This window comes from Pseudomonas sp. TH31 (genome assembly GCF_016650815.1).
Taxonomy (GTDB): domain Bacteria; phylum Pseudomonadota; class Gammaproteobacteria; order Pseudomonadales; family Pseudomonadaceae; genus Aquipseudomonas.
The window spans coordinates 248830-275349 of the sequence record NZ_JAEKEZ010000006.1 but is presented as its reverse complement, the minus strand read 5'-3'; the positions used below and the strand labels follow the sequence as shown (position 1 = coordinate 275349).

The 26520-nt window shown below is 61.6% G+C and carries 22 protein-coding genes and 2 pseudogenes; 19 read left to right on the top strand and 5 right to left on the bottom strand.

Going from position 1 to position 26520, the window contains the following annotated elements; genetic code table 11:
* Positions 1-32: 32 nt before the first annotated feature.
* Together JFV26_RS04330 and gshB are read right to left on the bottom strand one after the other, a co-directional pair.
* Complete coding sequence (locus JFV26_RS04330) at positions 33-932, bottom strand: energy transducer TonB (protein ID WP_201190031.1); 900 nt, start codon at positions 930-932, stop codon at positions 33-35.
* Between the two features lie 77 nt (positions 933-1009).
* Complete coding sequence (gene gshB / locus JFV26_RS04325) at positions 1010-1963, bottom strand: glutathione synthase (RefSeq protein ID WP_201190029.1); 954 nt, start codon at positions 1961-1963, stop codon at positions 1010-1012.
* Positions 1964-2187: 224 nt separating this feature from the next.
* On the opposite strand from gshB, the gene pilG reads away from it, so the two are divergent.
* The 15 genes and pseudogenes from pilG (at position 2188) to madM (ending at position 19825) form a co-directional block, all read left to right on the top strand.
* Positions 2188-2592: a twitching motility response regulator PilG gene (gene pilG / locus JFV26_RS04320; protein ID WP_150711282.1), complete on the top strand. Its 405-nt coding sequence runs from the start codon at positions 2188-2190 to the stop codon at positions 2590-2592.
* A 60-nt stretch (positions 2593-2652) separates the two neighbouring features.
* The gene (gene pilH, locus JFV26_RS04315) at positions 2653-3018 is read left to right on the top strand and encodes a twitching motility response regulator PilH (RefSeq protein WP_008068134.1); all 366 of its coding nucleotides are present in this window, start codon (positions 2653-2655) and stop codon (positions 3016-3018) included.
* 10 nt (positions 3019-3028) lie between these two features.
* Positions 3029-3568, top strand: coding sequence for a chemotaxis protein CheW (locus JFV26_RS04310; protein WP_201190028.1), 540 nt, complete (start codon positions 3029-3031; stop codon positions 3566-3568).
* Between the two features lie 217 nt (positions 3569-3785).
* Positions 3786-5843 carry a methyl-accepting chemotaxis protein gene (locus JFV26_RS04305; RefSeq protein ID WP_201190026.1) on the top strand — a complete coding sequence of 686 codons (2058 nt, stop codon included), beginning with the start codon at positions 3786-3788 and terminating at the stop codon, positions 5841-5843.
* 49 nt (positions 5844-5892) lie between these two features.
* Positions 5893-11785 (top strand): annotated as a pseudogene (locus tag JFV26_RS04300) (Hpt domain-containing protein).
* Positions 11778-12244 (top strand): annotated as a pseudogene (locus JFV26_RS04295) (chemotaxis protein CheW). Before JFV26_RS04300 ends, JFV26_RS04295 begins: the two co-directional pseudogenes overlap by 8 nt.
* A gap of 186 nt (positions 12245-12430) precedes the next feature.
* Complete coding sequence (gene mdcA / locus JFV26_RS04290; RefSeq protein ID WP_201190024.1) at positions 12431-14101, top strand: malonate decarboxylase subunit alpha; 1671 nt, start codon at positions 12431-12433, stop codon at positions 14099-14101.
* Complete coding sequence (locus JFV26_RS04285) at positions 14102-14959, top strand: triphosphoribosyl-dephospho-CoA synthase (protein WP_201190023.1); 858 nt, start codon at positions 14102-14104, stop codon at positions 14957-14959. It abuts the gene before it with no gap.
* Positions 14959-15258, top strand: coding sequence for a malonate decarboxylase subunit delta (locus JFV26_RS04280; RefSeq protein WP_201190022.1), 300 nt, complete (start codon positions 14959-14961; stop codon positions 15256-15258). Before JFV26_RS04285 ends, JFV26_RS04280 begins: the two co-directional genes overlap by 1 nt.
* Entirely contained in the window at positions 15251-16093 is an 843-nt protein-coding gene (locus JFV26_RS04275) for a biotin-independent malonate decarboxylase subunit beta (protein ID WP_201190021.1), read from the top strand. The genes JFV26_RS04280 and JFV26_RS04275 overlap by 8 nt, the downstream gene beginning before the upstream one ends.
* On the top strand, positions 16090-16893 hold the full coding sequence (mdcE, locus tag JFV26_RS04270; RefSeq protein ID WP_201190016.1) for a biotin-independent malonate decarboxylase subunit gamma: 804 nt from the start codon (positions 16090-16092) through the stop codon (positions 16891-16893). The genes JFV26_RS04275 and mdcE overlap by 4 nt, the downstream gene beginning before the upstream one ends.
* Positions 16887-17507, top strand: coding sequence for a malonate decarboxylase holo-ACP synthase (locus tag JFV26_RS04265; protein WP_201190014.1), 621 nt, complete (start codon positions 16887-16889; stop codon positions 17505-17507). The genes mdcE and JFV26_RS04265 overlap by 7 nt, the downstream gene beginning before the upstream one ends.
* Positions 17504-18415, top strand: a complete 912-nt coding sequence (gene mdcH / locus JFV26_RS04260) for a malonate decarboxylase subunit epsilon (RefSeq protein ID WP_201190012.1) — start codon at positions 17504-17506, stop codon at positions 18413-18415. Before JFV26_RS04265 ends, mdcH begins: the two co-directional genes overlap by 4 nt.
* 227 nt (positions 18416-18642) lie before the next feature.
* Entirely contained in the window at positions 18643-19059 is a 417-nt protein-coding gene (gene madL / locus JFV26_RS04255) for a malonate transporter subunit MadL (RefSeq protein WP_201190010.1), read from the top strand.
* 1 nt (position 19060) lies between these two features.
* Positions 19061-19825 (top strand): malonate transporter subunit MadM, encoded by a 765-nt coding sequence (gene madM / locus JFV26_RS04250; RefSeq protein WP_201190008.1) that lies wholly within the window; start codon positions 19061-19063, stop codon positions 19823-19825.
* Between the two features lie 136 nt (positions 19826-19961).
* Here madM and JFV26_RS04245 read toward each other — a convergent pair whose 3' ends face one another.
* Positions 19962-20876: a LysR family transcriptional regulator gene (locus JFV26_RS04245; RefSeq protein ID WP_201190006.1), complete on the bottom strand. Its 915-nt coding sequence runs from the start codon at positions 20874-20876 to the stop codon at positions 19962-19964.
* Between the two features lie 529 nt (positions 20877-21405).
* Between JFV26_RS04245 and trhA the strand changes: the two genes are divergently transcribed.
* A complete protein-coding gene (gene trhA / locus JFV26_RS04240; protein ID WP_201190004.1) occupies positions 21406-22023 on the top strand; it encodes a PAQR family membrane homeostasis protein TrhA in 618 nt (205 codons plus the stop codon).
* 124 nt (positions 22024-22147) lie between these two features.
* Here the strand turns inward: trhA and JFV26_RS04235 are convergent, their stop codons facing one another.
* Positions 22148-23056, bottom strand: a complete 909-nt coding sequence (locus tag JFV26_RS04235) for a LysR family transcriptional regulator (protein WP_201190002.1) — start codon at positions 23054-23056, stop codon at positions 22148-22150.
* A gap of 107 nt (positions 23057-23163) precedes the next feature.
* Here JFV26_RS04235 and JFV26_RS04230 point away from each other — a divergent pair, with 107 nt between their 5' ends.
* From JFV26_RS04230 to JFV26_RS04220, 3 genes are read left to right on the top strand one after another with little or no spacing between them, the layout of a single operon-like run.
* Complete coding sequence (locus JFV26_RS04230) at positions 23164-24405, top strand: D-amino acid dehydrogenase (RefSeq protein WP_201190000.1); 1242 nt, start codon at positions 23164-23166, stop codon at positions 24403-24405.
* Between the two features lie 18 nt (positions 24406-24423).
* On the top strand, positions 24424-24774 hold the full coding sequence (locus JFV26_RS04225) for a RidA family protein (protein WP_201189998.1): 351 nt from the start codon (positions 24424-24426) through the stop codon (positions 24772-24774).
* Between the two features lie 27 nt (positions 24775-24801).
* Entirely contained in the window at positions 24802-25704 is a 903-nt protein-coding gene (locus JFV26_RS04220) for a transporter substrate-binding domain-containing protein (protein ID WP_201189997.1), read from the top strand.
* Between the two features lie 80 nt (positions 25705-25784).
* Here the strand turns inward: JFV26_RS04220 and JFV26_RS04215 are convergent, their stop codons facing one another.
* On the bottom strand, positions 25785-26504 hold the full coding sequence (locus JFV26_RS04215) for a 16S rRNA (uracil(1498)-N(3))-methyltransferase (RefSeq protein WP_201189996.1): 720 nt from the start codon (positions 26502-26504) through the stop codon (positions 25785-25787).
* Between the last annotated feature and the right edge of the window lie 16 nt (positions 26505-26520).

Below are 26520 nucleotides of genomic sequence, written 5' to 3'. Positions count from 1 at the left end.
CTTCGCCAGCTGCTACACAGACCGCGTGCCCCCTAATTACTCGACAACTTGTCCCCACGGGCAAACTTCCACGTGCGGATGATTTCCAGCCGGTCGACATCCGACAAATCCCCGGTAAACGGTGCAAACGGCGCCGCGAGCCGCACAATCCGCTGCGCTGCCTGATCCAGCAACGGTTGCCCGGACGACTCCAGCACCAGCACTTCAAACAGCGAACCGTCGCTGTTGATCGAAACCATCAGCCGCAAATTGCCGTAGATCTGCTTGCGCCGTGCTTCGTCGGGGTAATTGAGGTTGCCGATGCGCTCGACTTTCTTGCGCCATTCGTCCTTATACCAGGCGCCCTTGTCACGCATGGTCGAGGCCGCGCTCAAACGGTGGATACGCGGGCGTTTGGCGTACAGCTGTTGTTCGTTGGCCAGTTCCGCTTCGAGGCTGGCGATGTCGCTGGACAGTTGCGAGCTGTCGAACGTCGGCGCGGCCACGGCGGGTTTGGGTTCAGTCTTGGGTTCTTCGTTTTTGGCGACGGCTTTTTTCGGCTTCGGCGCGATGGTCGTCACGGCAGCCTTGGGCGCGGCGGCCTGTACTTCAGGCTTGGCGGCCGGCGGCGGGGTGACTTTTTGCACCTTGGTGTCCTGGAACGGCGCGACCTCGGTGGTCTTGGGAATCGCCTTCTTATCCAGGGTGCCGCTGCCTTGCTGATTGTCTTGAGCGAGGAAATCAGCTTTTTTCGGCTTGGTTTCGCTTTTGAAAGTGGCGAGGGTGATTTCCAGGGTTTTGCTGATTTGCTTGGGTTCGACCATGGTGAACCCGACGCCCAACAGCAAGGCCAGGTGAATCAGCGCTGCCAGAAACAGGGTAAAACCGAGGCGATCGGCCGGGCGCACGCCACGATGGGCGAGTTCAGCGGGCAGATCGGACGGGAGCGTCATGACAAGAAAACCAACATCGCGTTTTTCACAGGCCGCGCATGATAACGCAATGTTGGATTCACCTTGGCTGTTCTATATCAACGGGCCTTGAGCTTCTGATCGATGGCATCCATCAACAGGCCGCCGATGTCGGTGCCAAACGCGTTATCAATCTCGCGAATGCAGGTCGGGCTGGTGACGTTGATTTCGGTCAGGCTTTCGCCGATCACGTCCAGGCCGACGAACAGCAGGCCTTTCTCGCGCAGGGTCGGGCCGACTTGGGCGGCAATCCAGCGATCCTTGTCGGTCAGCGGTCGGGCTTCGCCACGGCCACCGGCGGCCAGGTTGCCACGGGTTTCGCCAGCGGCAGGAATCCGCGCCAGGCAGTAATCCACCGGCTCGCCGTCGATCATCAGGATGCGCTTGTCGCCATCCTTGATTGCCGGCAGGTAAGCCTGGCCCATGATCTGCTGGGTGCCCAGCGCGGTCAGGGTTTCGAGGATGACCGACAGGTTCGGATCACCCACGCGGTGACGGAAGATCGAGGTGCCACCCATGCCGTCCAGCGGCTTGAGGATCACGTCGCCGTGCTTGGCGGCGAATTCACGCAGCACGTCGGCGCGGCGGCTGACCACGGTCGGCGGCGTGCACTGCGGGAACAGTGTGGCGAACAGCTTTTCGTTGCAGTCGCGCAGGCTTTGCGGCTTGTTGACCACCAGCACGCCCGCGCGCTCGGCTTGCTCCAGCAGATACGTGGAGTAGACGAATTCCATGTCGAACGGCGGATCCTTGCGCATCAGGATCACGTCCAGATCGCTCAGCAACGCATCGGTCTCGGCTTCCAGCTCGAACCACTTTTGCGGGTTGGCGAAGACCTTCAGTGGCCGCATCCGCGCCCGTGCTTCACCTTCGCCCTGGTACAAATCCCGCTGTTCCATATAGAACAGTTCCCAGCCGCGCTTTTGCGCGGCCAGCAGCATGGCCAGCGAGCTATCCTTTTTATAGGAGATGCTGGCGATTGGGTCCATGACAATCCCGACGCGAACGCTCATGGGTATTTCCTCGAAATTTGGGTAGGCGCAAGGCCAGAAAAAGTGGCGTCAGAGTGGCGCTGAGTGTGTTCCCGGTCAAGGAAAAACCACCGCAAAGGTCGCCCGATAGATTGGATTTGGAGACTGTGCTAAAAAGGCTGCCATATGGTGCTGGCCCTTGAGTATCAAGGGTTTCGAGCCGTCAAACGGACAAATTGATTCGCAAAGGCGACGGTAGAGCATTTATGGAACAGCATTCCAGCGCCTTGAAGGTCATGGTGATCGACGATTCGAAGACGATTCGCCGCACCGCCGAAACGCTGTTGAAGAACGTGGGCTGTGAAGTGATCACCGCCATCGATGGTTTCGATGCGCTGGCCAAGATTGCCGACCATCACCCCGGCATTATCTTTGTCGACATCATGATGCCGCGCCTGGATGGTTATCAGACCTGCGCTTTAATCAAGAACAACAGTGCGTTCAAGTCCACGCCAGTGATTATGCTGTCGTCCAAGGACGGGCTGTTCGACAAGGCCAAGGGGCGCATCGTCGGCTCCGACCAGTTTTTGACCAAGCCTTTCAGCAAGGAAGAACTGCTGAACGCGATCCAGGCCCATGTACCGGGCTTTGCCGCCGTTTTGCCGCAGTAGGACACGCACAGTGACGCTCGGCCAGCGGGCCCGGCGTCGACAAGAAGAATGGGGAAGACCATGGCACGTATTCTGATCGTCGATGATTCGCCGACCGAAATGTACAAACTGACCGGCATGCTGGAAAAGCACGGTCATGAAGTGTTGAAAGCCGAAAACGGCGCCGATGGCGTGGCCCTGGCCCGTCAGGAAAAACCCGACGCCGTGCTGATGGACATCGTCATGCCCGGCCTCAACGGTTTTCAGGCGACCCGTCAGTTGACCAAAGACCCGGAAACCGGGCACATCCCGGTCATCATCATCACCACCAAGGATCAGGAAACCGACAAGGTCTGGGGCACGCGCCAGGGCGCCAAGGACTACCTGACCAAACCGGTCGATGAAGAAACCCTGATCAAAACCCTGAACAACGTGCTGGCCGGTTGATCGTGCGGCCATGACCGAGTCGCTGACGGCATTCGAACTGCTGCTGCAGATTGACCAGCGTTGTCGCGTGCTGGCGGCAGACTTGCCGTCCCAGCCGACCCGACAGGACAGCTGGAGCGGCATCGGTTTTCGCCTGGGCGAGCACTGGTATGTCGCGCCGATGGGCGAAGTCAGCGAAGTCCTGCATGAACCGCGCTTCACCCAGCTGCCGGGGGTCAAGCCCTGGGTCAAGGGCGTGGCCAACCTGCGTGGGCGGTTGTTGCCGATCATGGATATGTGCGGCTTCTTTGGTCATGAGCTGTCAGTGGTGCGCAAGCAGCGGCGGGTGCTGGTGGTGGAATACAACGATGTGTTTGCCGGGTTGATGGTCGATGAAGTCTACGGTTTGCAGCACTTTGCCCAGGACAGCCTGGAGCCGGTGCCGCCGAACGAGCTGAACGGCCCGATCGGTGCTTTCGTCAAAGGCCGGTTCCAGCGTGAGCAGAGCTGGCAAGTGTTCAGCCCGTTTGCGCTGGCGCAGTCGCAGGGCTTCATGAACGTCGCGGTGTAGGTCCGAACGCGTTGCTCTTCTGTAGCAGCTGCCGAAGGCTGCGTTCGAGGGCGAAGCCCTCGCATGATCAGGCCCCGCAGTTTTCCAGATACACCGCGGCGCCAGGGTTTACGACCGCTTCGCGGCCGGACGCAGGCTACGCCAGCTGCTACAAGGAACCGCGTAGGCGTCGAGTGATTGGCGGCCACAGATAATTCAGCTGTTCAGGCGAGGACTGATGACAAAAGCAAAAACAGGCAAGCCAGAAGGATCGCGCAGCCGTTCGCAGATTATCGTGCTGTTTATCGCGCTGATCGTCTTCATCATGCTGCTGTTCGCCAACTTCGCTCACCTCAACACCCAGGCAACCTACGACAAACAGTACATCGGTCACGCCGGAGAGCTGCGCGTGCTGTCCCAGCGCATCGCCAAGAACGCCACCGAAGCCGCTGCCGGCAAGGCTGCCGCGTTCAAGTTGCTCGGCGATGCGCGCAACGACTTTGCCCAGCGCTGGGGTTACCTGAAAAAAGGCGATTCGAGCACCGGCCTGCCGCCAGCCCCGTCCACCGTGCGCCCGGAAATGCGCGCCGTGCAGCTGGACTGGGAGCGCCTGCTGAAAAATACCGATGCCATTCTCTCCAGTGAGCAGACCGTACTGTCCCTGCATCAAGTCGCCGCGACCCTGGCCGAAACCGTGCCGCAGTTGCAGGTGGAGTACGAGAAGGTCGTCGAGATCCTCCTCCAGCGCGGCGCCCCGGCGGCCCAGGTGGTGCTGGCTCAGCGTCAGTCGTTGTTGGCTGAGCGGATTCTGGGTGCGGTGAACACGGTGTTGTCCGGCGACGAAAACTCGCAACAGGCCGCCGACGCCTTCGGTCGCGATGCGGCGCGGTTCGGCCAGGTGCTCAACGGCATGCTCCAGGGCAACCCGGCGTTGAAAATCAGCCAGGTCGAAGACAAGGATGCACGCGCCCGACTGAGCGAAATTGCCGAGCTGTTCGAATTCGTCTCGGGCTCGGTGGATGAAATCCTCGAAACCTCGCCGGAGCTGTTCAAGGTTCGCGAATCGGCGACCACTATCTTCACCCTGTCGCAAACCCTGCTCGACGAAGCCTCGCACCTGGCCAGCGGTTTCGAAAACCTCGCGGGCGGGCGCAGCACCGACACCATCGGCGGCTATGTACTGGGCTTGCTGGCGCTGATGTCGATCATCCTTATCGGCCTGGTGATGGTCCGCGAAACCAATCGTCAGCTCCAGGAAACCGCCGAGAAGAACGAGCGCAACCAGAACGCGATCATGCGCCTGCTCGACGAAATCGAAGACCTGGCCGACGGCGACCTGACCGTGACCGCTTCAGTGACTGAAGACTTCACCGGGACCATCGCCGACTCGATCAACTATTCCGTGGACCAATTGCGCGACCTGGTGGCGACCATCAACCTCACCGCCGGCCAGGTCGCCGCCGCCGTGCAGGAAACCCAGGCCACTGCCATGCACCTGGCCCAGGCCTCGGAGCATCAGGCGCAGCAGATTTGCGAAGCTTCCACGGCGATCAACGACATGGCGCAGTCCATCGATCAAGTCTCGGCCAACGCCGCCGAGTCTTCGGCGGTGGCCGAGCGTTCGGTGGAAATCGCCAACAAGGGCAACGAGGTGGTGCACAACACCATCCACGGCATGGATAACATCCGCGAGCAGATCCAGGACACCGCCAAACGGATCAAGCGTCTGGGCGAGTCTTCCCAGGAAATCGGCGACATCGTCAGCCTGATCGACGACATTGCCGACCAGACCAACATCCTCGCCCTCAACGCGGCGATCCAGGCCTCGATGGCCGGTGATGCCGGGCGCGGGTTTGCCGTGGTGGCGGACGAAGTGCAGCGCCTGGCCGAGCGCTCGTCCGCTGCGACCCGACAAATTGAAACCCTGGTGCGGGCGATCCAGACCGATACTAATGAAGCGGTGATCTCGATGGAGCAGACCACCACCGAGGTGGTGCGCGGTGCGCGGTTGGCGCAGGATGCCGGTGTGGCTCTGGAAGAAATTGAAGGCGTTTCGAAGACCCTGGCGGCACTGATCCAGAGTATTTCCAACGCCGCGCAGCAACAGACATCGTCGGCCGGGCAGATTTCCCTGACGATGAACGTGATCCAGCAGATCACCACGCAGACTTCGTCCGGCTCCACGGCGACGGCCGAAAGCATCGGCAACCTGGCAAAAATGGCCAGCCAGCTGCGGCGCTCGGTATCGGGTTTCACCTTGCCGACCGCGCCGGCCGAGGCCACGGACAAAGCTTGAACCGCCTGCGGGCGACTGCATTTTGAGTGAAGTGGGGATTGGAGTGGTTATGGGTGATCGGCACGACTATGTGGCCCTCGAGTGGGTCAAGGGCGAGATTGCCGAAACGCTGAAGCAGGCTCATCAGGCACTGGAAACCTTGCTGGATGACCCGCAGGCGACATCTGCGCTGGACGAGTGCCTGGTGTGTATCCATCAGGTTCACGGCAGTTTGCAGATGGTCGAGTTCTACGGCGCGGCCCTGCTCGCCGAAGAAATGGAACAACTGACCGCCGCCTTGCAACAAAACCGTGTCAATCATCGCGATGAAGCCATCCACCTGTTAAGACAGGCACTGGGACAACTGCCGATCTACCTCGACCGGGTGCAGGGCGCCCGACGTGACTTGCCGCTGGTGGTGCTGCCGCTGATCAACGATCTGCGCAGTGCCCGGGTGAAGGTCTGCTGTCGGAAACCAGCCTGTTCAGCCCGCAACTGCCGCATTTGCCAGCGTTGGACGAGAAAGCCCTGGCGCTGCTGGAGCCGGCGCAATTACCCAATGTGCTGCGCAAGTTGCGGCAGATATTGCAGATGGCGCTGGTCGGTTTATTGCGTGAACAGGATGGCGAGACCAATCTCGACTACCTGACCAAAGTCTTCGCCAGGCTTGAAGCGTTGTGCAGTGACGCGCCTCTGAGCCCGTTGTGGCAGGTCGCTTCGGCGCTGGTCGACGGCATGCGCGGTGGCTCGATTGCCAACAGTCCGGCGCTTCGCAGCCTGTTCAAGGACGCCGACAAAGAACTCAAACGCTTGCTGGAACAGGGCATGTCCGGCGTCAATCAGGCGCCACCGCCAGAGCTGTTCAAAAGCTTGTTGTTCTACATTGCCAAAGCCGAACATCCCACCGGGCAGATGCTGACCATGAAAGATCGCTACGGACTGGACGATGCGCTGCCCGACAGCGCGATGGTCGACGAAGAACGCGCACGGCTGGCCGGCCCTGACCGCGACGCCATGCGCTCGGTGCTCTGCGCCCTGTGCGAAGAGCTGGTGCGGGTCAAGGAGCGCCTGGACCTGTTTGTGCGCAGCGACCGCCAGCACACCTCGGACCTCGAAAGCCTGCTGGCGCCGCTGCGGCAAATCGCCGATACCCTGGCGGTGCTCGGTTTCGGCCAGCCGCGCAAAGTCATCATCGATCAACTGGCGGTGCTGCTGAGCCTCGCCCAGGGTCAGCGCGAACCCAACGACGCGATCCTGATGGACGTGGCCGGCGCCTTGCTCTACGTCGAAGCGACGCTGGCCGGGATGGTCGGCACCGTGGAAACGGAGAGCCAGGAAGAAAGTCGCCTGCCGACCATCGACCTGACCCAGATCCACCAGATCGTGATCCGTGAAGCACGCATCTGCCTGCAACAAGCCAAGGACATGATCGTCGACTACATCGACGCCGACTGGGATCGCCAGCAACTCCAGCCGTTGCCGGCGTTGCTGACCCAGGTGCGCGGTGCGCTGGCGATGATTCCGCTGAGCCGTGCCGCGAGCCTGATCGAAGCGTGCAACGGCTTCATTCGCGAACACCTGCTGGTGGACACCGATCATCCCGGTTGGCAGCAACTGGACCGCCTGGCCGACGTCATCACCAGCATCGAATATTACCTGGAGCGGCTCAACGACGACCCGCAAACGTCCGGCGAACAACTGCTCGACGTGGCGCAAAAGAGCCTGGCAGCGCTCGGGTTCTTCCCCAGCGAAAAACGGGTGCCGGTGCTCGAAGACGTGCTCAGTCCCAATGAAGCCCAGGTCATGCAGGATCTGCAGGAACTGGACGATCCCGATACCTTGCAGTCGTTGGCCGCTGTGCTGGCCAGCCCGGTTTGCGCCGTCAATCCGCCCGCCCTGAACACCCCGGGCAGCCTGTTGCCGCCGCCGTCGGGCGAAGAACCGGTGGACGATGAACTACGGGACGTCTTCCTCGAAGAAACTGACGAAGTCCTGGAAGTCTTGCGCGAATACCTGCCGCGCTGGCCGGCCAATGCTGATCACACAGGCGCATTAAGTGAGCTGCGCCGGGCCTTCCACACCTTGAAGGGCAGTGGCCGGATGGTCCGCGCGCTGGTGCTGGGCGAATTGGCCTGGGCGATGGAAAACCTGTTGAACCGGGTGCTGGAGCACAGCGTCGAACCGGGGCCCGCGGTGCAGCAATTGCTGAACGATGCGCTGGACCTGCTGCCGGAACTGGTGGCCGAATTTGCCGCCAATGCCCAGCGTCAACGCGACGATGTAGACCGCTTGGCCGCTCGGGCGCACGCCTTGGCCAAGGGCGATGAGGCGCTGTCGGATGAGGACACGCAAGACGTCGCCGCCCTTGATCCGTTGTTGCTGGAGATCTTCCGCAAAGAGGCCGAAACCCATCTCGCCAGCCTCAATCGTTTTCTCGATCAGGCCGCCGAACATGTACCGCTGCAAGCCAGCGACGAGTTGCAGCGTGCCTTGCATACGCTCAAGGGCAGCGCCTCGATGGCCGGTGTGTTGCCGATTGTCGAACTGGCGGCGCCGCTGGATCAACTGGCCCGCGAGTACAAGGCGCACCTGATCGCCCTGGACCTGGATGAAGTCGAGTTGCTGCTGGAGGCCGAAGGGCTGTTCCGCCTCGGATTGCGCCAACTCAAGACTGATCCGCTGGGCGAAATTCCTGGTGCCCGTTCGTTGATCGAACGCACCCACGAGTTGCTGGAAGAACACCTGCATTCCATTCTCACCGCGCCAAACCGCGGCTTGCGGATCAAGCGTGATCCACAACTGGTCAACAACTTCCTGGCCCAGGGCATGGACATCCTGCTGGATGCCGAAAGCCTGCTGCGCGGTTGGCAGCAACACCCCGGCGAGCGCCAGGAACTCAGCGCGCTGCTGGATGAATTGACCACCCTCGGCGAAGGCGCGCACCTCGCCGACCTGCACCCGGTGGATGAACTCTGCGAAGCGCTGCTCGACCTGTATGGCGCTGTGGAAGAAAGCAGCCTGGCGGTCAGCAACGGATTTTTCCATGAAGCGCAAAGTGCCCATGAAGCGCTGATCAACATGCTCGACGAACTGGCCGCCGGCCAGGAAGTCAGCCCGCAACCGGAGCGCGTCCGGGCCTTGCGCGATTTGCTCGATACCAGCCTCGATCCGTCGGCCACGGGCCTGATCCGCAGCGACGGCAGCCGGACGTTGAGCATTCGTGAACTGGGCAGTGCCACCGCCGAGATGACGCAGTCCTCGACTCGGAGTGAGCAGAGCGACGAGATCGTTTCGATCTTCCTCGAAGAAGCGGTGGATATCCTTGAAAGCGCCGGCCAGGCTTTGCAGCGCTGGTTGAGCGACCCGGACAACGCCGCGCCGCTATCGTCCTTGCAGCGGGATTTGCACACCCTCAAGGGGGCGCGCGGATGGCCGACATCGTGCCTGTCGGTAACCTGGCTCATGAACTTGAGAACCTTTACGAAGGACTGGTGGACCGCCGCTACAGCCACAGCGAAGCACTGGCCCAGTTGCTGCAAACCAGTCATGACCGACTGGCGGTGTTGCTTGAACAATTGCAAAAGCACAAGCCTCTGGGCGACCCGAACGAACTGATCGAAGCGATACGCGCGTTCCGCCAGGGCAATGCCGGTACGGCTGAAACCGTCGAACCGACGCACGATCATGATTCGCCCGGCCACGACCCGGAGCTGCTGGAGATCTTCCTCGAGGAAGGTTTCGACATCATCGAAAACTCCGGCGCAGCGCTGGTGCGCTGGCAGGCCGAACCGTCGAGCCGTCAGGAAGTCGAAACCCTGCTGCGTGACCTGCACACCCTCAAGGGCGGTGCGCGGATGGTGGAAATCGCCGCGATTGGCGACCTGGCCCACGAACTGGAGTTTCTCTACGAAGGCCTGTCGGCCGGCGTGCTGCAACCGGCGGCGGCGCTGTTCACGCTGTTGCAAAGCAGCCATGATCGACTGGCGCAGATGCTTGACGCTACTCGTGCCGGGCAGCCTTGCCCGCCAGCGGATCGATTGATCGATGCGATCAAAAACTTCAGCCATCCGGCGGTGCCCGAGGCGCCAGTCGTCGCGCCAGCCACCGCCAAAATGGAGAACCCGGCGCCTGATGCCGGCGCCGACATGGTCAAGGTATCGGCCGAGTTGCTCGATGATCTGGTCAACCTGGCCGGTGAAACCTCGATCTTCCGTGGCCGTATCGAGCAGCAGGTCAACGATGCCCGAGTGGCCCTGAGCGAGATGGAAACCACCATCGAGCGGATGCGCGACCAGTTGCGTCGCCTCGACACCGAAACCCAGGGGCGGATTCTCAGTCGTCAGCAGGTCGAAGCCGAACGCCTGGGCTACGAAGAGTTCGATCCGTTGGAAATGGACCGTCATTCGCAATTGCAGCAACTGTCCCGAGCACTGTTCGAATCCGCCTCCGATTTGCTCGATCTCAAGGAAACCCTCGACCGGCGCAATCAGGACGCGGAAAACCTGCTGCAACAGCAGGGCCGCATCAACACCGAATTGCAGGAGGGCCTGATGCGCACGCGCATGGTGCCGTTCGAACGGATGCTGCCGCGTTTGAAGCGTATCGTCCGCCAGGTGTCCAGCGAACTGGGCAAGGACGTGGAGTTCGTCGTCGGCAACGCTGAAGGCGAAATGGATCGCAACGTGCTGGAACGCATGGCTGCGCCGCTGGAACACATGCTGCGTAACGCCGTGGATCATGGTCTGGAATCCACCGAAGCGCGGATCGCGGCGGGTAAACCGGCCCAGGGGCGGATCACCCTCGACTTGTCCCGCGAGGGCGGCGACATCATTTTCGACATCCGCGACGACGGTGCCGGTGTGCCGCTGGACGCGGTGCGGCGCAAGGCGATCAAGCGCGGCATGCTGGCGCCCGACAGCGATATCAGCGACCGCGACGTGCTGCAATTCATCCTGCAACCGGGGTTCTCCACTGCCGAGAAAATCACCCAGATCTCCGGGCGTGGCGTCGGCATGGACGTGGTGCATGAAGAGGTGCGGCAACTCGGTGGCACGATGAGCATCGACTCGACGGCGGGGCAGGGCGTGCATTTCCGCATTCGCCTGCCGTTCACGGTGTCGGTCAACCGGGCGCTGATGGTGCAGTGCTTTGATGATCAATACGCGATCCCGCTGAACACCATCGACGGCATCGTCCGCGTGCTGCCCAATGAACTGGAAGGGCATTACCGGCTCGATCCGCCAACCTACAAGTACGCCGGGCAACACTATGAACTGTGCTACCTCGGCGAACTGCTGAAAACCAGCACTCGCCCGAAACTGTTGGGCCAGAGCCTGCCGCTGCCGGTGTTGCTGGTGCAATGCAACGAACGGCACATCGCGGTGCAGGTCGACTCGATGGCCGGCACCCGCGAGATTGTGGTCAAAAGCCTCGGCCCGCAATTTGCGGCGGTGCAGGGCTTGTCCGGGGCGACGATCCTCGGGGACGGCCGGGTGGTGCTGATTCTCGACCTGCTGGCGCCGATCCGCGCCATGCAGGCGCGACTGCCGCAGCGGCCGGTGACTCAAGGGATTGAGGCTGAGCCGCACAAGCCGCTGCTGGTGTTGGTGGTCGACGACTCGGTCACCGTGCGCAAGGTCACCAGCCGGTTGCTTGAGCGCCACGGCATGAACGTGCTGACCGCCAAGGACGGGGTCGACGCCATGCTGCTGCTCGAAGAACACATACCCGACCTGATGCTGCTGGACATCGAAATGCCGCGCATGGACGGTTTTGAAGTGGCGACCCAGGTGCGTGCCGACGAACGCTTGCAGCACCTGCCGATCATCATGATCACCTCGCGCACTGGCCAGAAACACCGCGACCGTGCCATGGCCATCGGCGTCAACGACTACCTCGGCAAGCCGTACCAGGAGTCGGTGTTGCTCGAAAGCATCGCGTTGTGGAGCAAAACCCATGCTTGATCACCATTTTTACCAGCGCACCGACAACCTCACCGGGCTGCTGCTGCCCTTGGTGGATCGCAACCTGATCCTGCCCAACGTCGCCGTTGCGGAGTTGATCGACTATCAACCCGGGCGTTCGACCTCGATACGCCACCGTGGTACTTGGGGCTGGTGGCGTGGCGGGATCGGCAGATTCCGTTGCTCAGCTTTGAGTCGGCGTGTGGGAATAAAGTGGTGATTGGCGAACGGGCGCGGATCGTCATCCTCAATGCACTGGGCGGGCGGGCTGAGTTGAAGTTTATTGCGCTGCTGGTGCAGGGGATTCCGCGGTCTTACAAGCTCGATAGCCAGTTGAGCTATGTCGATGTGCCGTTGTGTTCGCTGGAACAGGCGGCGGTGCAGGTGGGTGAGCAAGTGGCGAAGGTGCCTGACTTGCTGGCGCTCGAGGAGTTGTTGGTGGGTGCCGGGCTCGTCTGATGGGCCTATTCGCGGGCAAGCCTCGCTCCTACAGGGTTTACGCACCCCCTGTAGGAGCGAGGCTTGCCCGCGAATAGGCCCGATCAACCATTACCCTAACCGTAACGATCCAACGCTCTGCTTGATTGATACCCCGCCCCCGACCCTCCTAAGGTGACCCCACGACAGCGAACCCGTGGAGTGGTCATGACAACAACAATAACCCCCGACTCGCGATGGACGCGGCGGCGCAGCGAGAAGCAGCGGCGTCTGGCGTTGGTCAAGGATCTGGCTGACGGTGTGGTCCTGCCCACCGACAAGATCGTGGCGGCGCTGGAGGCGTTGATCCTGCCCGGCGACCGTGTGGTGCTGGAGGGCAATAACCAGAAACAGGCGGATTTCCTTTCTCGCTCGCTGGTCAAGGCCGATCCGGCCAAGCTGCATGACCTGCACATGATCATGCCCAGCGTCGGTCGCGCCGAACACCTGGACCTGTTCGAGCGCGGTATCGCCCGCAAGCTCGACTTCTCCTTCGCCGGCACCCAGAGCCTGCGCATCAGCCAGTTGCTGGAAGACGGCTTGCTGGAAATCGGCGCGATCCACACTTACATCGAGCTCTACGCGCGGCTGGTGGTGGACCTGATTCCCAACGTCGTGCTCTCGGCCGGTTTCATGGCTGACCGCGCCGGCAACATCTACACCGGCCCGAGCACCGAAGACACGCCCGCATTGATCGAACCGGCGGCGTTCAGCGATGGCATCGTCATCGTTCAGGTCAACCAATTGGTGGACGACGTCACTGATCTGCCCCGCGTCGATATCCCCGCGTCCTGGGTCGATTTCGTCGTGGTGGCGGACAAGCCGTTCTACATCGAACCGCTGTTTACCCGGGACCCACGGCACATCAAGCCTGTGCACGTACTGATGGCGATGATGGCGATCCGCGGGATCTACGAAAAACACAACGTCCAGTCCCTGAACCACGGCATCGGTTTCAACACCGCCGCCATCGAATTGATTCTGCCAACCTATGGCGAATCCCTCGGCCTCAAAGGCAAGATCTGCCGCAACTGGACGCTCAATCCTCACCCAACCCTGATCCCGGCCATCGAAAGCGGCTGGGTCGAAAGCGTGCATTGCTTTGGCACTGAACTGGGGATGGAAAACTACATCGCCGCCCGGCCCGACGTGTTCTTCACCGGGCGCGACGGCTCGCTGCGGTCCAACCGGATGTTCTGCCAATTGGCCGGACAGTACGCGGTGGACCTGTTTATCGGCGCGACCCTGCAAGTCGATGGCGACGGTCATTCCTCCACTGTGACTCGCGGACGGCTGGCCGGTTTCGGCGGTGCGCCGAACATGGGCCACGACCCGCGCGGTCGCCGCCACGGCACACCGGCCTGGCTCGACATGCGCCACGACGATGCACCGCAAGCGTTGCTCGAGCGCGGCAAGAAACTCGTGGTGCAAATGGTCGAGACCTTCCAGGAGGGCGGCAAACCGACCTTCGTCGACACCCTCGACGCGGTGGAAGTGGCGCGCAAAAGCGGCATGCCGCTGGCGCCGATCATGATCTACGGCGACGACGTCACGCACTTGTTGACCGAAGAAGGCATCGCCTATTTGTACAAGGCCCGTTCACTGGAAGAACGCCAGGCGATGATCGCCGCCGTCGCTGGCGTCACCGTCATCGGCCTGCGCCACAACCCGAAAGACACCGCCCGCATGCGCCGCGAAGGCTTGATCGCCTTGCCCGAAGACCTCGGCATCCGCCGCACCGACGCCACCCGCGAACTGCTCGCTGCGAAAAGCGTGGCCGATCTGGTGGAGTGGTCCGGCGGCCTCTACAACCCGCCTGCCAAGTTCAGGAGCTGGTAAATGCACGCACTTAACCTGCAACCGAAGACTTTAAGCCTGGCCGAGCGGCTGGCGGACCTGGCGGTGGACGCGCTGATCGACGAGGCGGACCTGTCGCCGAAGCCGGCACTGGTAGACCGTCGCGGCAATGGCGCGCATACCGATTTGCACCTTGGGCTGATGCATGCCTCGGCACTGTCGTTGTGGCCGGCGTTCAAGGAAATGGCCGAAGCGGCCATCGAGTTTGGCGACGTCGGTTTGCCGCTGCGCGAAGCCCTCGGGCGGATTGGTCGGGAAGGGGAGCACGCGATGCTCGCCACCACCAATGGCGTGAATACCCATCGCGGGGCGATTTGGGCCTTGGGGCTTTTGGTAGCTGCCGCAGCGCTGGTATCCACGAACACCAAAGCAAGCGCAGTGACTTTGCGTGCTGCACGCCTTGCTTTGCTCGACGACCGTTACGCCCCGCGTCCGTTGAGCCACGGCGCCCAAGTCGCCCAACGTTATGGCGCACGCGGTGCCCGTGAAGAAGCGCAGCTGGGTTTCCCGGCAGTGCTGCAACGCGCGCTGCCACAACTCAAACGCAGCCGCGCCTTGGGCCACGGCGAACAGAACGCTCGCCTCGACGCCTTGTTGGCGATCATGACCCGACTGGCCGACACCTGCGTGCTCTACCGCGCCGGCGAAGCGGGTTTGCAGACCATGCAACTCGGTGCCCAAGCCGTACTCGACGCGGGCGGCAGTGCCAGCCTCGCCGGTCGCCGTCGGTTGCATGAGTTGGATGAACAATTAATTGCGTTGAATGCCTCGCCCGGTGGCGCCGCCGACTTGCTCGCCGCCTGCCTGTTTATCGACCGCATCGAGTCCGGAGCTTTCTGATGGAAACCTTATCCTTTGAATTCCCCGCCGGGCAGCCGCCCAAGGGCCGCACGCTAGTGGGCTGTGTCGGCTCGGGCGATCTGGAAGTGCTGATCGAGCCGGGTCAGGCCGGCAAGCTGACCATCCAGGTGCAAACCTCGGTGAATGGCGCCGAACAGCGCTGGCAGCATCTGTTTGCGCGGATGTTTGACGGTCAGACACCGCCGGCCATGGCCATCGATATTCACGACTTCGGCGCAACGCCGGGCGTGGTGCGCTTGCGCCTGGAACAAGGCTTTGAGGAGATTGGCCATGACTGATCTTCTCCACAAACATAGCTTCGTCGAACTCGGCGCTCGGCAACGGGCGAAAGCCTTGCTCGATGCCGGTACTTTTCGCGAATTGCTTGACCCGTTTCAACGCGTCATGTCGCCGTGGCTCTCGCGTCAAGGCGTAGTGCCGCAGGCCGATGACGGCGTGGTGATCGCCAAGGGCAGCATCGGTGGATTGCCGGTGGTGATCGCCGCGATTGAAGGTGCATTTCAGGGCGGCAGCCTCGGTGAAGTCGGCGGGGCGAAGATTTCTGGTGCGCTGGAACTGGCCGCCGAAGATAACCGCAAGGGCATTCCAACTCGCGCCGTACTGCTGCTGGAAACCGGTGGTGTGCGGTTGCAGGAAGCTAACCTCGGGCTCGCAGCGATTGCCGATATTCATGCGGCGATTGTCGATCTGCGCCAGTACCAACCGGTGGTTGGCGTAGTGGCCGGCAGCGTCGGTTGCTTTGGCGGGATGTCGATTGCCGCCGGGTTGTGCAGTTATTTGCTGGTGACCCAGGAAGCGCGACTTGGCCTGAACGGTCCGCAGGTGATCGAACAGGAGGCCGGGATTGAGGAATACGACTCTCGGGATCGTCCTTTTATCTGGAGCCTGACCGGTGGCGAGCAGCGGTTCGCCAGTGGCTTGGTGGATCGTTATGTCGCTGATGACGTGGCGCAGATTCAGCAGCAGGTCAGTGAGTTGCTCAAGCAGGGTTTGCCGGCGCAACAACGTAGCCAACAGTCGCAGCTGTTCTTGCAACGCTTGGCCCGACTGGATGCCGAGCCGCAAATCGAGCCGTCAGTGGTTCGTGATCTGTATCAGGGAGAGGGCGCATGAGCACGTATTCGCTGAGAGGTTTGAGCTGGTTCAACGCGTTGAGCGCCGGGGCGAAACCGGTCGAAGGTTTACCGGCGTCGTTGAAAGTGGCTGACGGATTTTTGGCTGATCAACCCGTGCGGTTTATCGCCGTAGTGGCTGATCCCGAGAATCGCTTCGCCCGCGCTTGCAATGGCGAAGTCGGTCTGCTGGAAGGCTGGGGTTTGGCCAGGGCGGTGGATGAAGTCATCGCCGCTGACGTTGATAAACCGAACAAACGCGCCTTGATCGCGATCGTCGATGTGCCGAGCCAGGCCTACGGTCGCCGTGAAGAAGCCCTCGGCATTCACCAGGCGTTGGCCGGTGCGGCGGACAGTTACGCTCGCGCCCGATTGGCTGGCCATGCGGTGATCGGTTTGCTGGTGGGCAAGGCGATGTCCGGGGCGTTTCTGGCGCATGGTTATCAGGCCAATCGACTGATCGCCCTGCGTGATCCGGGCGTGATGGTGCATGCGATGGGCAAGGCATCGGCGGCGCGGGTGACGTTGCGCAGTGTCGAAGAGCTTGAAGCGTTGGCCGCGAGCGTGCCGCCGATGGCGTATGACATCGACAGCTATGCGAGCCTTGGGTTGCTCTGGGAAACCTTGTCGGTGGAACAGATTGAGCAGCCTACGGTGCAGGATCTGACGCGAGTGACTGAATGTCTGAGCCTGGCGATCAGTGATGTCGCCGCGAAGGGCCGTGATCTGAGCAGTCGTTTGGGCGCCAGTAACCGGGCGGCGTCGAGCAGGGTTCGCGAACTCCTGAGAGCGCAGTGGTGAACACGTTTCTGGCCCACGATCTGCTCTGGGGCATGACCTCGGAGCAGTTGCCTGCGGCTGCGCCTGGGTGGGTGATCGAATCGCTCAATGCGGGTCAGCCTGTGGTGGTTCGGCGTGCGTTGAGCGCGCCGGGTCAGGTCGCGGTCGGCGTGCGCGGGTCGTTGCGTGAACAGCGTTATGCGACGGCAATGTCGGTCGATGGGATTCAGCGTCGGGTAAAACCCGAAGATCTTTGTCATGTCTCGATTGATCGGGATCTGCCGGCATTGCGTGCCCTGACTCAATTGCGCGCGATGCTGGATGCCTGCGGTTGGGTTTGGGGTATCGGCGGTAGCGCGGGGTTTGAATTGGCCAGTGGTGTTGAGGCGTTGCATCAGCGCAGTGATCTCGACTTGATTCTGCGCACACCGCAGCCGCTGGGCCGTGAACAGGCTCAGGAACTGGTGAAGATTTTTGATACCGCGGCGTGCCGAGTGGACATGCAATTGCAGACACCTCGCGGCGCCATCGCCTTGCGCGAATGGGCCGGCCCTTCACCGCGAGTCCTGCTGAAAAACGCTGTTGAAGCCTGTCTGGTGCTTGATCCCTGGAACCCTCAGGAGCAAGCAGCGTGAGCAGCTTGCTGGTGTTTCCCGGTCAGGGCGCGCAGCAGCCGGGCATGCTTCATCGCTGGCCTCGGGAAACTGTGGACGAGGCAAGTGAAGTCCTCGGCGAAGATGTTTTGCTGCTGGATTCTGCCGAGGCGTTGAAATCGACGAGGGCGGTTCAGCTTTGCCTGCTGATCGCCGCAGTGGCTGCTTCAAGGCAGTTGTCTGCGACGGCTGACTACGTGTCGGGATTGTCCATCGGTGCCTACCCGGCAGCGGTGGTTGCGGGTGCCTTGGACTTCAGTGATGCATTGCATCTGGTCAGCCTGCGCGGTGAGCTGATGCAACAGGCTTATCCACAGGGCTACGGCATGACCGCGATCATCGGTCTCGATTTATCCACAGTGGAAGGCTTGCTGGCGCAGGTTCACCGCGTCGACACGCCGGTGTATCTGGCCAATATCAACGCTGATAACCAGGTGGTGATTGCCGGCAGCGACGGGGCGATGAAAGCGCTTGTCACGCTGGCGAAAGATCACGGCGCAGCCCTGGCCAAACGTCTGGCGGTCAGCGTGCCGTCGCACTGTCCACTACTGGATGCACCAGCGAAAACCCTGGCTGAAGCCTTCGCCAACGTGACATTGAAAACGCCAACGATGGGCTACCTGAGCGGCAGTCGTGCCCGGCCCATCATCAACCTTGAAGCGTTGCGCGACGACCTCGCTTTCAACATGTGCCGAGTCGTTGATTGGCGCGGCACGGTGCAAAGCGCCTACGAGCGCGGTGTCCGTCTACAAATCGAACTGCCGCCCGGATCAGTACTGACCGGAATGGCGCGCCGGGTGTTCGAGCAGGGCACCGTGATTGCCTACGACGGTGCTCGCCTGGATACCTTGCAAGCGTTGCTGCGTGAGGAGGGAAGCCGCCAATCCTAGTGTCCTGTCTCACCAATACGTTCCTCTTTTGACGAGTGGCTGTTGTCGTCAGGCAAGGCGCCGCGACGAGTCATAGCCCGCTATGGCGAGGAGCGGCAACGCAGCATGACGGCAACAGACGCCGTCAAAAAGGAACAGTATTTGCGAGACAGGACACTAGAACACCGACTCAGGCTTGCGAAGCACAAAAACAACAACTTCGACGATGCACTTTGAGGACTACAACAATGATTATTTACGGTGTGGCGCTGCTGGCGATCTGTACGCTGGCAGGGGTGATCATGGGCGATGCGCTTGGCCTGCTACTGGGTGTCAAATCCAATGTCGGTGGAGTCGGGATCGCGATGATCCTGTTGATCTGCGCACGGTTGTGGATGCAAAAACGCGGCGGCATGACCAAGGACTGCGAGATGGGCGTCGGCTTCTGGGGCGCGATGTACATTCCGGTGGTGGTGGCGATGGCCGCACAACAAAACGTCGTGACTGCCTTGCACGGTGGCCCGGTGGCGGTGCTGGCGGCCATCGGTTCGGTGGTGGTCTGCGGCTGCACCATTGCCCTGATCAGTCGGACTCACAAAGGCGAACCGTTGCCCGATGAACCGGCCGAAGTCACGCCGGTTGGCACGCCAGTAGGAGGCCGCTGATATGTGGGAACTCATCGAGAAAGGCCTGGCCAATAACAGCCTGGTCACCGCGTTCGCGTTTGTCGGCATCATCATGTGGGTGTCGGTGGTGTTGTCCAAACGCCTGACGTTCGGGCGGATTCACGGCTCGGCGATTGCCATCGTCATTGGCCTGGTGCTGGCCTGGGTCGGCGGCACCATGACCGGCGGGCAAAAAGGCCTGGCGGACCTGACGTTGTTCTCCGGCATCGGTTTGATGGGCGGTGCGATGCTGCGGGACTTTGCCATCGTCGCCACGGCGTTTGAAGTGCAGGCTACCGAAGCGAAAAAGGCCGGGCTGATCGGCGTGATCGCGCTGCTGCTGGGAACGATCCTGCCGTTCATTGTCGGCGCGAGCATTGCCTGGGCGTTCGGCTATCGCGATGCGATCAGCATGACCACCATCGGTGCGGGGGCGGTGACGTACATCGTCGGGCCGGTGACCGGTGCGGCAATTGGCGCCAGTTCCGATGTGGTGGCGCTGTCGATTGCCACCGGGTTGATCAAGGCGATTCTGGTGATGGTCGGCACGCCGATGGCAGCCAAGTGGATGGGGCTGGATAACCCGCGTTCGGCGATGGTGTTTGGCGGGTTGGCCGGGACGGTCAGCGGCGTCACGGCCGGGCTGGCGGCGACGGATCGGCGGTTGGTGCCTTATGGGGCATTGACGGCAACGTTCCACACCGGGCTTGGGTGCTTGCTGGGGCCTTCGTTGTTGTACTTCATTGTTCGCGCGATTGTGGGTTAAGCCGCGGGATCTTCGTTGACTGTACCGACGCCTTCGCGGGTAAGCCTCGCTCCTACAGGTTATGTGTTGTGGCCCAATCTATGGCATACGCAAATCCGTAGGAGCAAGGCTTGCCCGCGATGCAGGCAACACGGTCTCAAGCCTGGCGATTGGCATACATCCGACACTCCGCCAACAGCGCCAGCAAGTTCGGATCGCGTTCCTTGGCCTTCAAGAACACCACGCCGATGTGCTGCTGCAACCGATACTTTTCCTGCAATGGAATCAGCTTCACGCGGTTCTCATACACTGCCGCAATCCTTCCTGGCAGCAACGCATAACCCACCCCCGAGCTGACCATGCTCAGCAGGGTGAAGATGTCGTTGACCTGCATCGCCACCTTCGGCTCGAACCCCGCCTGCTTGAACACCCGGATCCCGTCCTGGTGTGTGGCGAAGCCCTGGGTCAGGGTGATGAAGGTTTCGTTGCGCACTTGCGCCAGGTCGACCTCAGTCCGTTGGGCGAATTTCGAATCCGCCGGGGTGGCGAGGAAGATATCGTCGGAGAACAGTTGGATATGCTCGCAGTCCGGGTCGTTGACGCTGTCGTCCAGGGACACCAGGATCGCGTCGACTTCCATGTTCTTGAGCTTGTACAGCAGGTCGATGTTCGAGCCGAGGATCAGGTCGATGTTGAGTTCGCTGCGGCGGATCTTCAGGCCCATGATCAGCTGCGGCACGGTCTTCACCGTCAGCGAATACAGCGAGCCAAGCTTGAAGCGTTCCGCCGAGAACCCGGCGGCTTCGCGGGTCAGGCGTACTGTCTCAACCACGTCCTGAATCAGCTTCTGTGCCCGCTCTTCCAGCACGTAGGCGCTCTCCAGCGGCGTCAGGTTGCGACCTTCGTGCTTGAACAGCGGGCAGCGCAGGGCGCTTTCCAGCGAGTGAATCGCCCGGTGTACGCTGACATTACTGGTCTGCAACTCGGCGGCGGCCCGGGCCAGGTTGCCGGTGCGCATGAAGGCGAGGAACACCTCGAGCTTTTTCAGGGTCAACTCTTCGTCGATCAGCATGGGCCGGACTCTTATTCGAATGGCTCGATTGTGCCCAATTCCTCCGGCGCACGCAGACCTTTGTAGGAGCTGCCGAAGGCTGCGATCTTTTGATCTTTGGCGTATTCAAGGGTGCTGAAAAGCAAGATCAAAAGATCGCAGCCTCGTTTCTCTCGACAGCTCCTACGCAGCTCCTGCGGGCGCCAGAGAGGGACGGCCGGGGGACGCGTGTCTTGAAACATTGCGCTTTTAGTCTCAAGGGCTGGGCCGGACTCTTATTCGAATGGCTCGATTGTGCCCAAATCCTCCGGCGCACGCAGACCTTTGTAGGAGCTGCCGAAGGCTGCGATCTTTTGATCTTTGGCGTATTCAAGGGTGCTGAAAAGCAAGAACAAAAGATCGCAGCCTCGTTTCTCTCGACAGCTCCTACGCAGCTCCTGCGGGCTCCAGAGAGGGACGGCCGGGGGACACGTGTCTTGAAACATTGCGCTTTTAGTCTCAAGGGCTGAGCCTTGGGCAATGCGGCAACGAATTTTGAGGTGAGCGCTACATGTATCACGGGGAAAGATTGAACGCCTGGACCCATTTGGTCGGGGCGGTGGCGGCGTTTGTCGGGGTGGTGTGGATGCTGGTGATCGCCAGCATGGACGGCAGCCCGTGGAAGATCGTCAGCGTGGCGATTTATGGGTTCACCTTGCTGGTGCTCTACAGCGCCTCGACCGTGTACCACAGTGTGCGCGGGCGCAAGAAAGAGATCATGCAGAAGGTTGATCACTTTTCGATCTATCTGCTGATCGCCGGCAGCTATACGCCATTCTGCCTCGTGACCTTGCGCGGGGCGTGGGGCTGGACGTTGTTCGGGATCGTCTGGGGCCTGGCGCTGATTGGCATCCTGCAAGAGATCAAGCCGCGTTCGGAAGCGCGGATTCTGTCGATCGTGATCTACGCGGTGATGGGCTGGATCGTGCTGGTGGCGGTCAAGCCGCTGCTTGCGGCGCTGGGCACTGCCGGGTTTGTCTGGCTGGCGTCGGGCGGGGTGTTGTACACCGTGGGGATTATCTTTTTTGCCCTGGACCATCGGTTGCGGCATGCCCACGGGATCTGGCATTTGTTCGTGATTGCCGGGAGTTTGCTGCACTTTGTGGCGATTTTGTTTTACGTCTTGTAGATCGTACTACCGCTATTTGAAAAACCTGTGGGAGCGAGCCTGCTCGCGAATGCGGTGGATCAGTCAGCGATGATGTCGATTGACCTGACGCTTTCGCGAGCAAGCTCGCTCCCACAGCGACACGCTACGGAATCAGGCGATCCAGTTGCGCCTGCGCCCGTCGGCTGAAGACCTGCAACAAGGCGCTCAAGGTGTGGGGCGGCGGTTCGTCGGCGCGGGTCACGGCGTACAGGGTGATCGGCAGCGCCGGCGCCAGGGGGCGAATCGCCGTGGTGGCGGGGGAGGCGCCGAGCGCGGTGAACGGGTCGATGACCGCCAACCCGGCGCCGGATTCCACCATCGCCCGTGCCAGCGAATAGGTCTGCACGGCGATGCGCACCCGTGGTGGCGGATCAACCGCTTCAAGGTAGCTGTCGAGCCTGGCGGCTAGCGGGTCGGCACTGGACAGACCGATCAGCGGCGCGCCGGCGAGTTCAATCAATGGCAACGGTTGACCGTGGCTGCCGTCGGGCCAATAGCCCAGCGGCGCCAGCGCCACCAGCATTGCGCTGGCCAGAGCCTGAGCCTTCAGCCCTGGATGATCCGGCGGCTGCAACGTCAGGGCGATATCCACTTCGCGCATCAACAGGTTCTGCATCAGCTCACGACTGTGGGCGCTGGACAGTTCGCAGACGATGTCCGGGTAACGTTGTGTCCATTCATTAATCGCCGGTGGCAGCAGCGACAGTGCCAACGCCGGGATCGCACCGATCCGCATGCTGTGGCCCGGCTCGCGGCGCAGGCTCTGGGCCAGGCGCCGTACGCCTTGCAGGCTTTCGGTGACTTTATCGACTTCGCGCTCAAGCTCCAGCGCTTCGGGCGTGGCCTGCAATTTACCGCGCACCCGCAGGAATAACGCAAAGCCCAATTGCTGTTCGGCGTGTTGCAGCACTTTGCTCACTGCCGGCTGCGAGACGTGCAGCAACTGTGCGGCGCCACTGACCGAACCGGTCTGGCGAATGGCTTGGAAAATCTCGATGTGACGCAGGCGCATGGCGAGTCCATAACCTTTGTTTATGGGTCAGCCATCTTTATGCATTGTTCAACGGCTGTCACCTGGTCCTAACCTGAGGCCTGTTTCAACAACGGTTAAGGACAGACATGGCTCAGCGGGTTTGCATCATTGGCGGCGGCGTCATCGGGCTGACAACGGCTTACGCACTGGTTCGCGACGGCATTGACGTGACGCTGGTCGAGGCCCGGGATTCGCTGGCCAGCGAAACCAGTTTCGCCAACGGCGGCCAGTTGTCCTACCGTTACGTCGCGCCATTGGCCGATGCCGGCGTACCGCTGCAAGCAATCGGCTGGATGCTGCGTGGTGACTCGCCCCTGAAGCTGCGCCCACGGCTGGACCCGGCGCAATGGCGCTGGATGGCATCCTTTCTGGCAGCCTGCCGGCGTTCGGTGAATCAGCGCAACGGCGCGCATTTGCTGCGCCTGGCGCTGCTGAGCCAGGCCACGCTGCAAGGCTGGCGCGACGAAGATCGCCTCGACGGTTTCGATTGGCGGTGCAACGGCAAACTGGTGACGTTTCGTGAAGCCGCGAGCTTTGAGCATGCGCGCCACGGCCTGGCTGATCCGCAGCAGCAACAAGTGTTGTCCCGGGCCGAATGCGCCGAACTGGAGCCGGCGCTCGCCGAGGCGCCGTTCGTGGGCGCGATTTACACACCCGATGAAGAAGTCGCCGACTGCCACGCGTTCTGCCAGCAACTGGTGGCCCGGCTCAAGGCGTCGGGGCGTTGCGAGTTTTTGCTCGGCCAACAGGTCACCGGCATTCGCCACACGGACGGCGCGGTGCAGGCCATCGAAATGGGCTCGCAGGTGTTGCCGGTCGAGCAACTGGTGATCGCCGCCGGGCATCGCAGCCCGGCGCTGGCGTTGCCCGGTATGAGCTTGCCGCTGTACCCGCTCAAGGGCTACAGCCTGACCATGCCCATTCGCGCCGAACATCGCGCGCCGGACCTGAGCATCACCGATTACAACCGCAAGATCGTTTATGCCCGCATCGGTGCTCAACTGCGCGTGGCGGCGATGGTCGATATTGTCGGCTTCGACCCGGCGCTCGATCCCAAGCGCCTGGCGCTGATCAAACACCAGGCGCAGGAAACCTTGCCCAATGCTGGCACATACGATGACGCCATCGAATGGGCCGGCATGCGCCCGGCCACCCCCAGCGGCGTGCCGTTGATTGGCGCCACGGCGTACCGCAACCTCTGGCTCAACCTCGGCCATGGTGCGCTGGGGTTCACGTTGGCCTGCGGCAGCGCGCGGCTGCTCAGCGATTTGATGACCCAGCGCGCACCTTCGATTGAAATGCATGGCCTCGCGCCTCGCGTCGCCTGACTTGAAAAGGAAGCACCGATGAGCATCAGCCGAATCAACAGCAACAACCGACTCTCTGGCGCCCTGACCTTTGGCGAACTGGTGTTTTTATCCGGGCAGGTGCCGGGTGACAGCCGCGACATCAGCGGTCAAACCGCCGAAGTGCTGGCGAAAATCGATGCGCTGCTGGCCGAGGCTGGCAGCGACAAGGACCACCTGCTCAGCGCGACCATTTACTTGAGCGACATTGGCCGCGATTTCGCGGCCATGAACGAGGTCTGGTCACACTGGTTTTCGCCGGGCAAGGCGCCGACCCGCACCACATTGCAGGCGCAACTGGCCCGTCCGGAGATTCTGGTGGAAATCACCGTGATCGCCGCCCGCCGCTAATCGATCCACCCACAACGGAGAATAACAATGCAAAAAATCACGTTGATCGGCTGCACCCTCGGCCTGCTGCTCGCCAGTCAGGTCCAGGCCACTGAGGCGCCGCTGACCGGCACGCTGAACAAGGTCGCCAGTGCCAAGAGCATCACGCTGGGCTATCGCGATGCGTCGGTGCCGTTCTCCTACGTGGGTGATCAATCGGGGCAGCCGATGGGCTACTCGGTGGATCTGGCGAGCAAGATAGTCGAGCGCATCAAGCAAAAACTCGATCAGCCGAACCTGCAGGTGAAGTACAACCTGGTGACCTCGCAAACCCGTATTCCGTTGGTGCAGAACGGTACGGTCGACCTTGAGTGCGGCTCCACCGGGGTGACGGCCGAGCGCATGCAACAAGTGGCGTTTTCCTACGGGTTTATTTATGTGAAGGGTCAGTTGCTCACGGCCAGGGACAGCGGCATCAAAAGCTTCGCCGACCTGCGCGGCAAGAATGTCGTAACCACCGCCGGCACCACCAATGAGCGGTTTTTGAAGAGCTACAACGTCGATCACAAGATCGATATGTTCGTGATCAGTGCCAAGGACCATGGCGAAGCGTTCCAGATGCTGCAGTCCGGGCGGGCGGCGGCGTTCTATATGGACGATGCGCTGCTCTATGGCGAGCGGGCCAAGGCTCGCGATCCGCATAACTGGGTCGTGGTGGGCGAGGAGCAATCGCGGGAAATCTACAGCTGCATGGTGCGCAAGGGCGACCCGCAATTTCTCGAGTTGGTGAATTCGACGCTTGCCGATCTGTACCGCTCAGGGGAAATCAACGGCATCTACAATCGTTGGTTCGAGCAGCCGATTCCGCCCAAGGGCCTGAACCTGGAGTTTCCGATGACCAGCGAACTGAAAGCGATTATCGCCAAACCGGTGAGTGACCCGGTGCAATAAGATCAAAAGATCGCAGCCTGCGGCAGCTCCTACAGTTTGAACGCGATCACCTGTAGGAGCTGCCGCAGGCTGCGATCTTTTTAGAAGTCACCCCACAACTGCTGGGCCACCGCCAACGCAACGACCGGCGCAGTCTCAGTGCGCAACACCCGAGGCCCAAGCCGGGCAGCATGAAAACCAGTCCCTTTGGCCTGATCCACCTCAACATCAGACAACCCACCCTCCGGGCCAATCAGAAATGCCAGCGTCCCGGGCTTGGCATGACTCACCAACGGCTCCGCCACCGGGTGCAGCACCAACTTCAATTCAGCCTGAGTCTGCTTCAACCAATCGGCCAACAGCAACGGCGGATGAATCACCGGCACCGTTGAGCGCCCGCACTGCTCGCACGCACTGATCGCTACCTGGCGCCAATGCAGCCGGCGTTTGTCGGCGCGTTCGTCCTTGAGGCGGACTTCGCAGCGGTCGGTGAAGATCGGGGTGATTTCAGTGACGCCCAGTTCGGTGGCTTTCTGTATCGCCCAGTCCATCCGCTCGCCACGGGACAAACCCTGGCCGAGGTGGATCTGTAGCGGCGACTCGAGCTGCCCGGCGAAGCTTTCATCGATCTGCACCGTGACGTGTTTCTTGCCCACTTGCGCCAGCGTGCCGCGAAACTCTTGGCCCGAGCCGTCGAACAGTTGCACCGCATCGCCCTCGGCCATGCGCAGCACGCGGCTGATGTAATGCGCCTGGGCTTCGGGCAACTCGTGTTCGCCGGTGCTCAGGGGGGCGTCGATAAAGAAGCGGGACAGTCTCATCTTGGGTCTCTGGAAA

What these genes read in the sequence shown, in the direction of transcription:
- JFV26_RS04330 (WP_201190031.1), bottom strand. Translation starts at nt 932, where the DNA reads ATGACGCTCCCGTCCGATCTGCCCGCTGAACTCGCCCATCGTGGCGTG.
- gshB (WP_201190029.1), bottom strand. Translation starts at nt 1,963, where the DNA reads ATGAGCGTTCGCGTCGGGATTGTCATGGACCCAATCGCCAGCATCTCC.
- pilG (WP_150711282.1), top strand. Translation starts at nt 2,188, where the DNA reads ATGGAACAGCATTCCAGCGCCTTGAAGGTCATGGTGATCGACGATTCG.
- pilH (WP_008068134.1), top strand. Translation starts at nt 2,653, where the DNA reads ATGGCACGTATTCTGATCGTCGATGATTCGCCGACCGAAATGTACAAA.
- JFV26_RS04310 (WP_201190028.1), top strand. Translation starts at nt 3,029, where the DNA reads ATGACCGAGTCGCTGACGGCATTCGAACTGCTGCTGCAGATTGACCAG.
- JFV26_RS04305 (WP_201190026.1), top strand. Translation starts at nt 3,786, where the DNA reads ATGACAAAAGCAAAAACAGGCAAGCCAGAAGGATCGCGCAGCCGTTCG.
- mdcA (WP_201190024.1), top strand. Translation starts at nt 12,431, where the DNA reads ATGACAACAACAATAACCCCCGACTCGCGATGGACGCGGCGGCGCAGC.
- JFV26_RS04285 (WP_201190023.1), top strand. Translation starts at nt 14,102, where the DNA reads ATGCACGCACTTAACCTGCAACCGAAGACTTTAAGCCTGGCCGAGCGG.
- JFV26_RS04280 (WP_201190022.1), top strand. Translation starts at nt 14,959, where the DNA reads ATGGAAACCTTATCCTTTGAATTCCCCGCCGGGCAGCCGCCCAAGGGC.
- JFV26_RS04275 (WP_201190021.1), top strand. Translation starts at nt 15,251, where the DNA reads ATGACTGATCTTCTCCACAAACATAGCTTCGTCGAACTCGGCGCTCGG.
- mdcE (WP_201190016.1), top strand. Translation starts at nt 16,090, where the DNA reads ATGAGCACGTATTCGCTGAGAGGTTTGAGCTGGTTCAACGCGTTGAGC.
- madL (WP_201190010.1), top strand. Translation starts at nt 18,643, where the DNA reads ATGATTATTTACGGTGTGGCGCTGCTGGCGATCTGTACGCTGGCAGGG.
- madM (WP_201190008.1), top strand. Translation starts at nt 19,061, where the DNA reads ATGTGGGAACTCATCGAGAAAGGCCTGGCCAATAACAGCCTGGTCACC.
- JFV26_RS04245 (WP_201190006.1), bottom strand. Translation starts at nt 20,876, where the DNA reads ATGCTGATCGACGAAGAGTTGACCCTGAAAAAGCTCGAGGTGTTCCTC.
- trhA (WP_201190004.1), top strand. Translation starts at nt 21,406, where the DNA reads ATGTATCACGGGGAAAGATTGAACGCCTGGACCCATTTGGTCGGGGCG.
- JFV26_RS04235 (WP_201190002.1), bottom strand. Translation starts at nt 23,056, where the DNA reads ATGCGCCTGCGTCACATCGAGATTTTCCAAGCCATTCGCCAGACCGGT.
- JFV26_RS04230 (WP_201190000.1), top strand. Translation starts at nt 23,164, where the DNA reads ATGGCTCAGCGGGTTTGCATCATTGGCGGCGGCGTCATCGGGCTGACA.
- JFV26_RS04225 (WP_201189998.1), top strand. Translation starts at nt 24,424, where the DNA reads ATGAGCATCAGCCGAATCAACAGCAACAACCGACTCTCTGGCGCCCTG.
- JFV26_RS04220 (WP_201189997.1), top strand. Translation starts at nt 24,802, where the DNA reads ATGCAAAAAATCACGTTGATCGGCTGCACCCTCGGCCTGCTGCTCGCC.
- JFV26_RS04215 (WP_201189996.1), bottom strand. Translation starts at nt 26,504, where the DNA reads ATGAGACTGTCCCGCTTCTTTATCGACGCCCCCCTGAGCACCGGCGAA.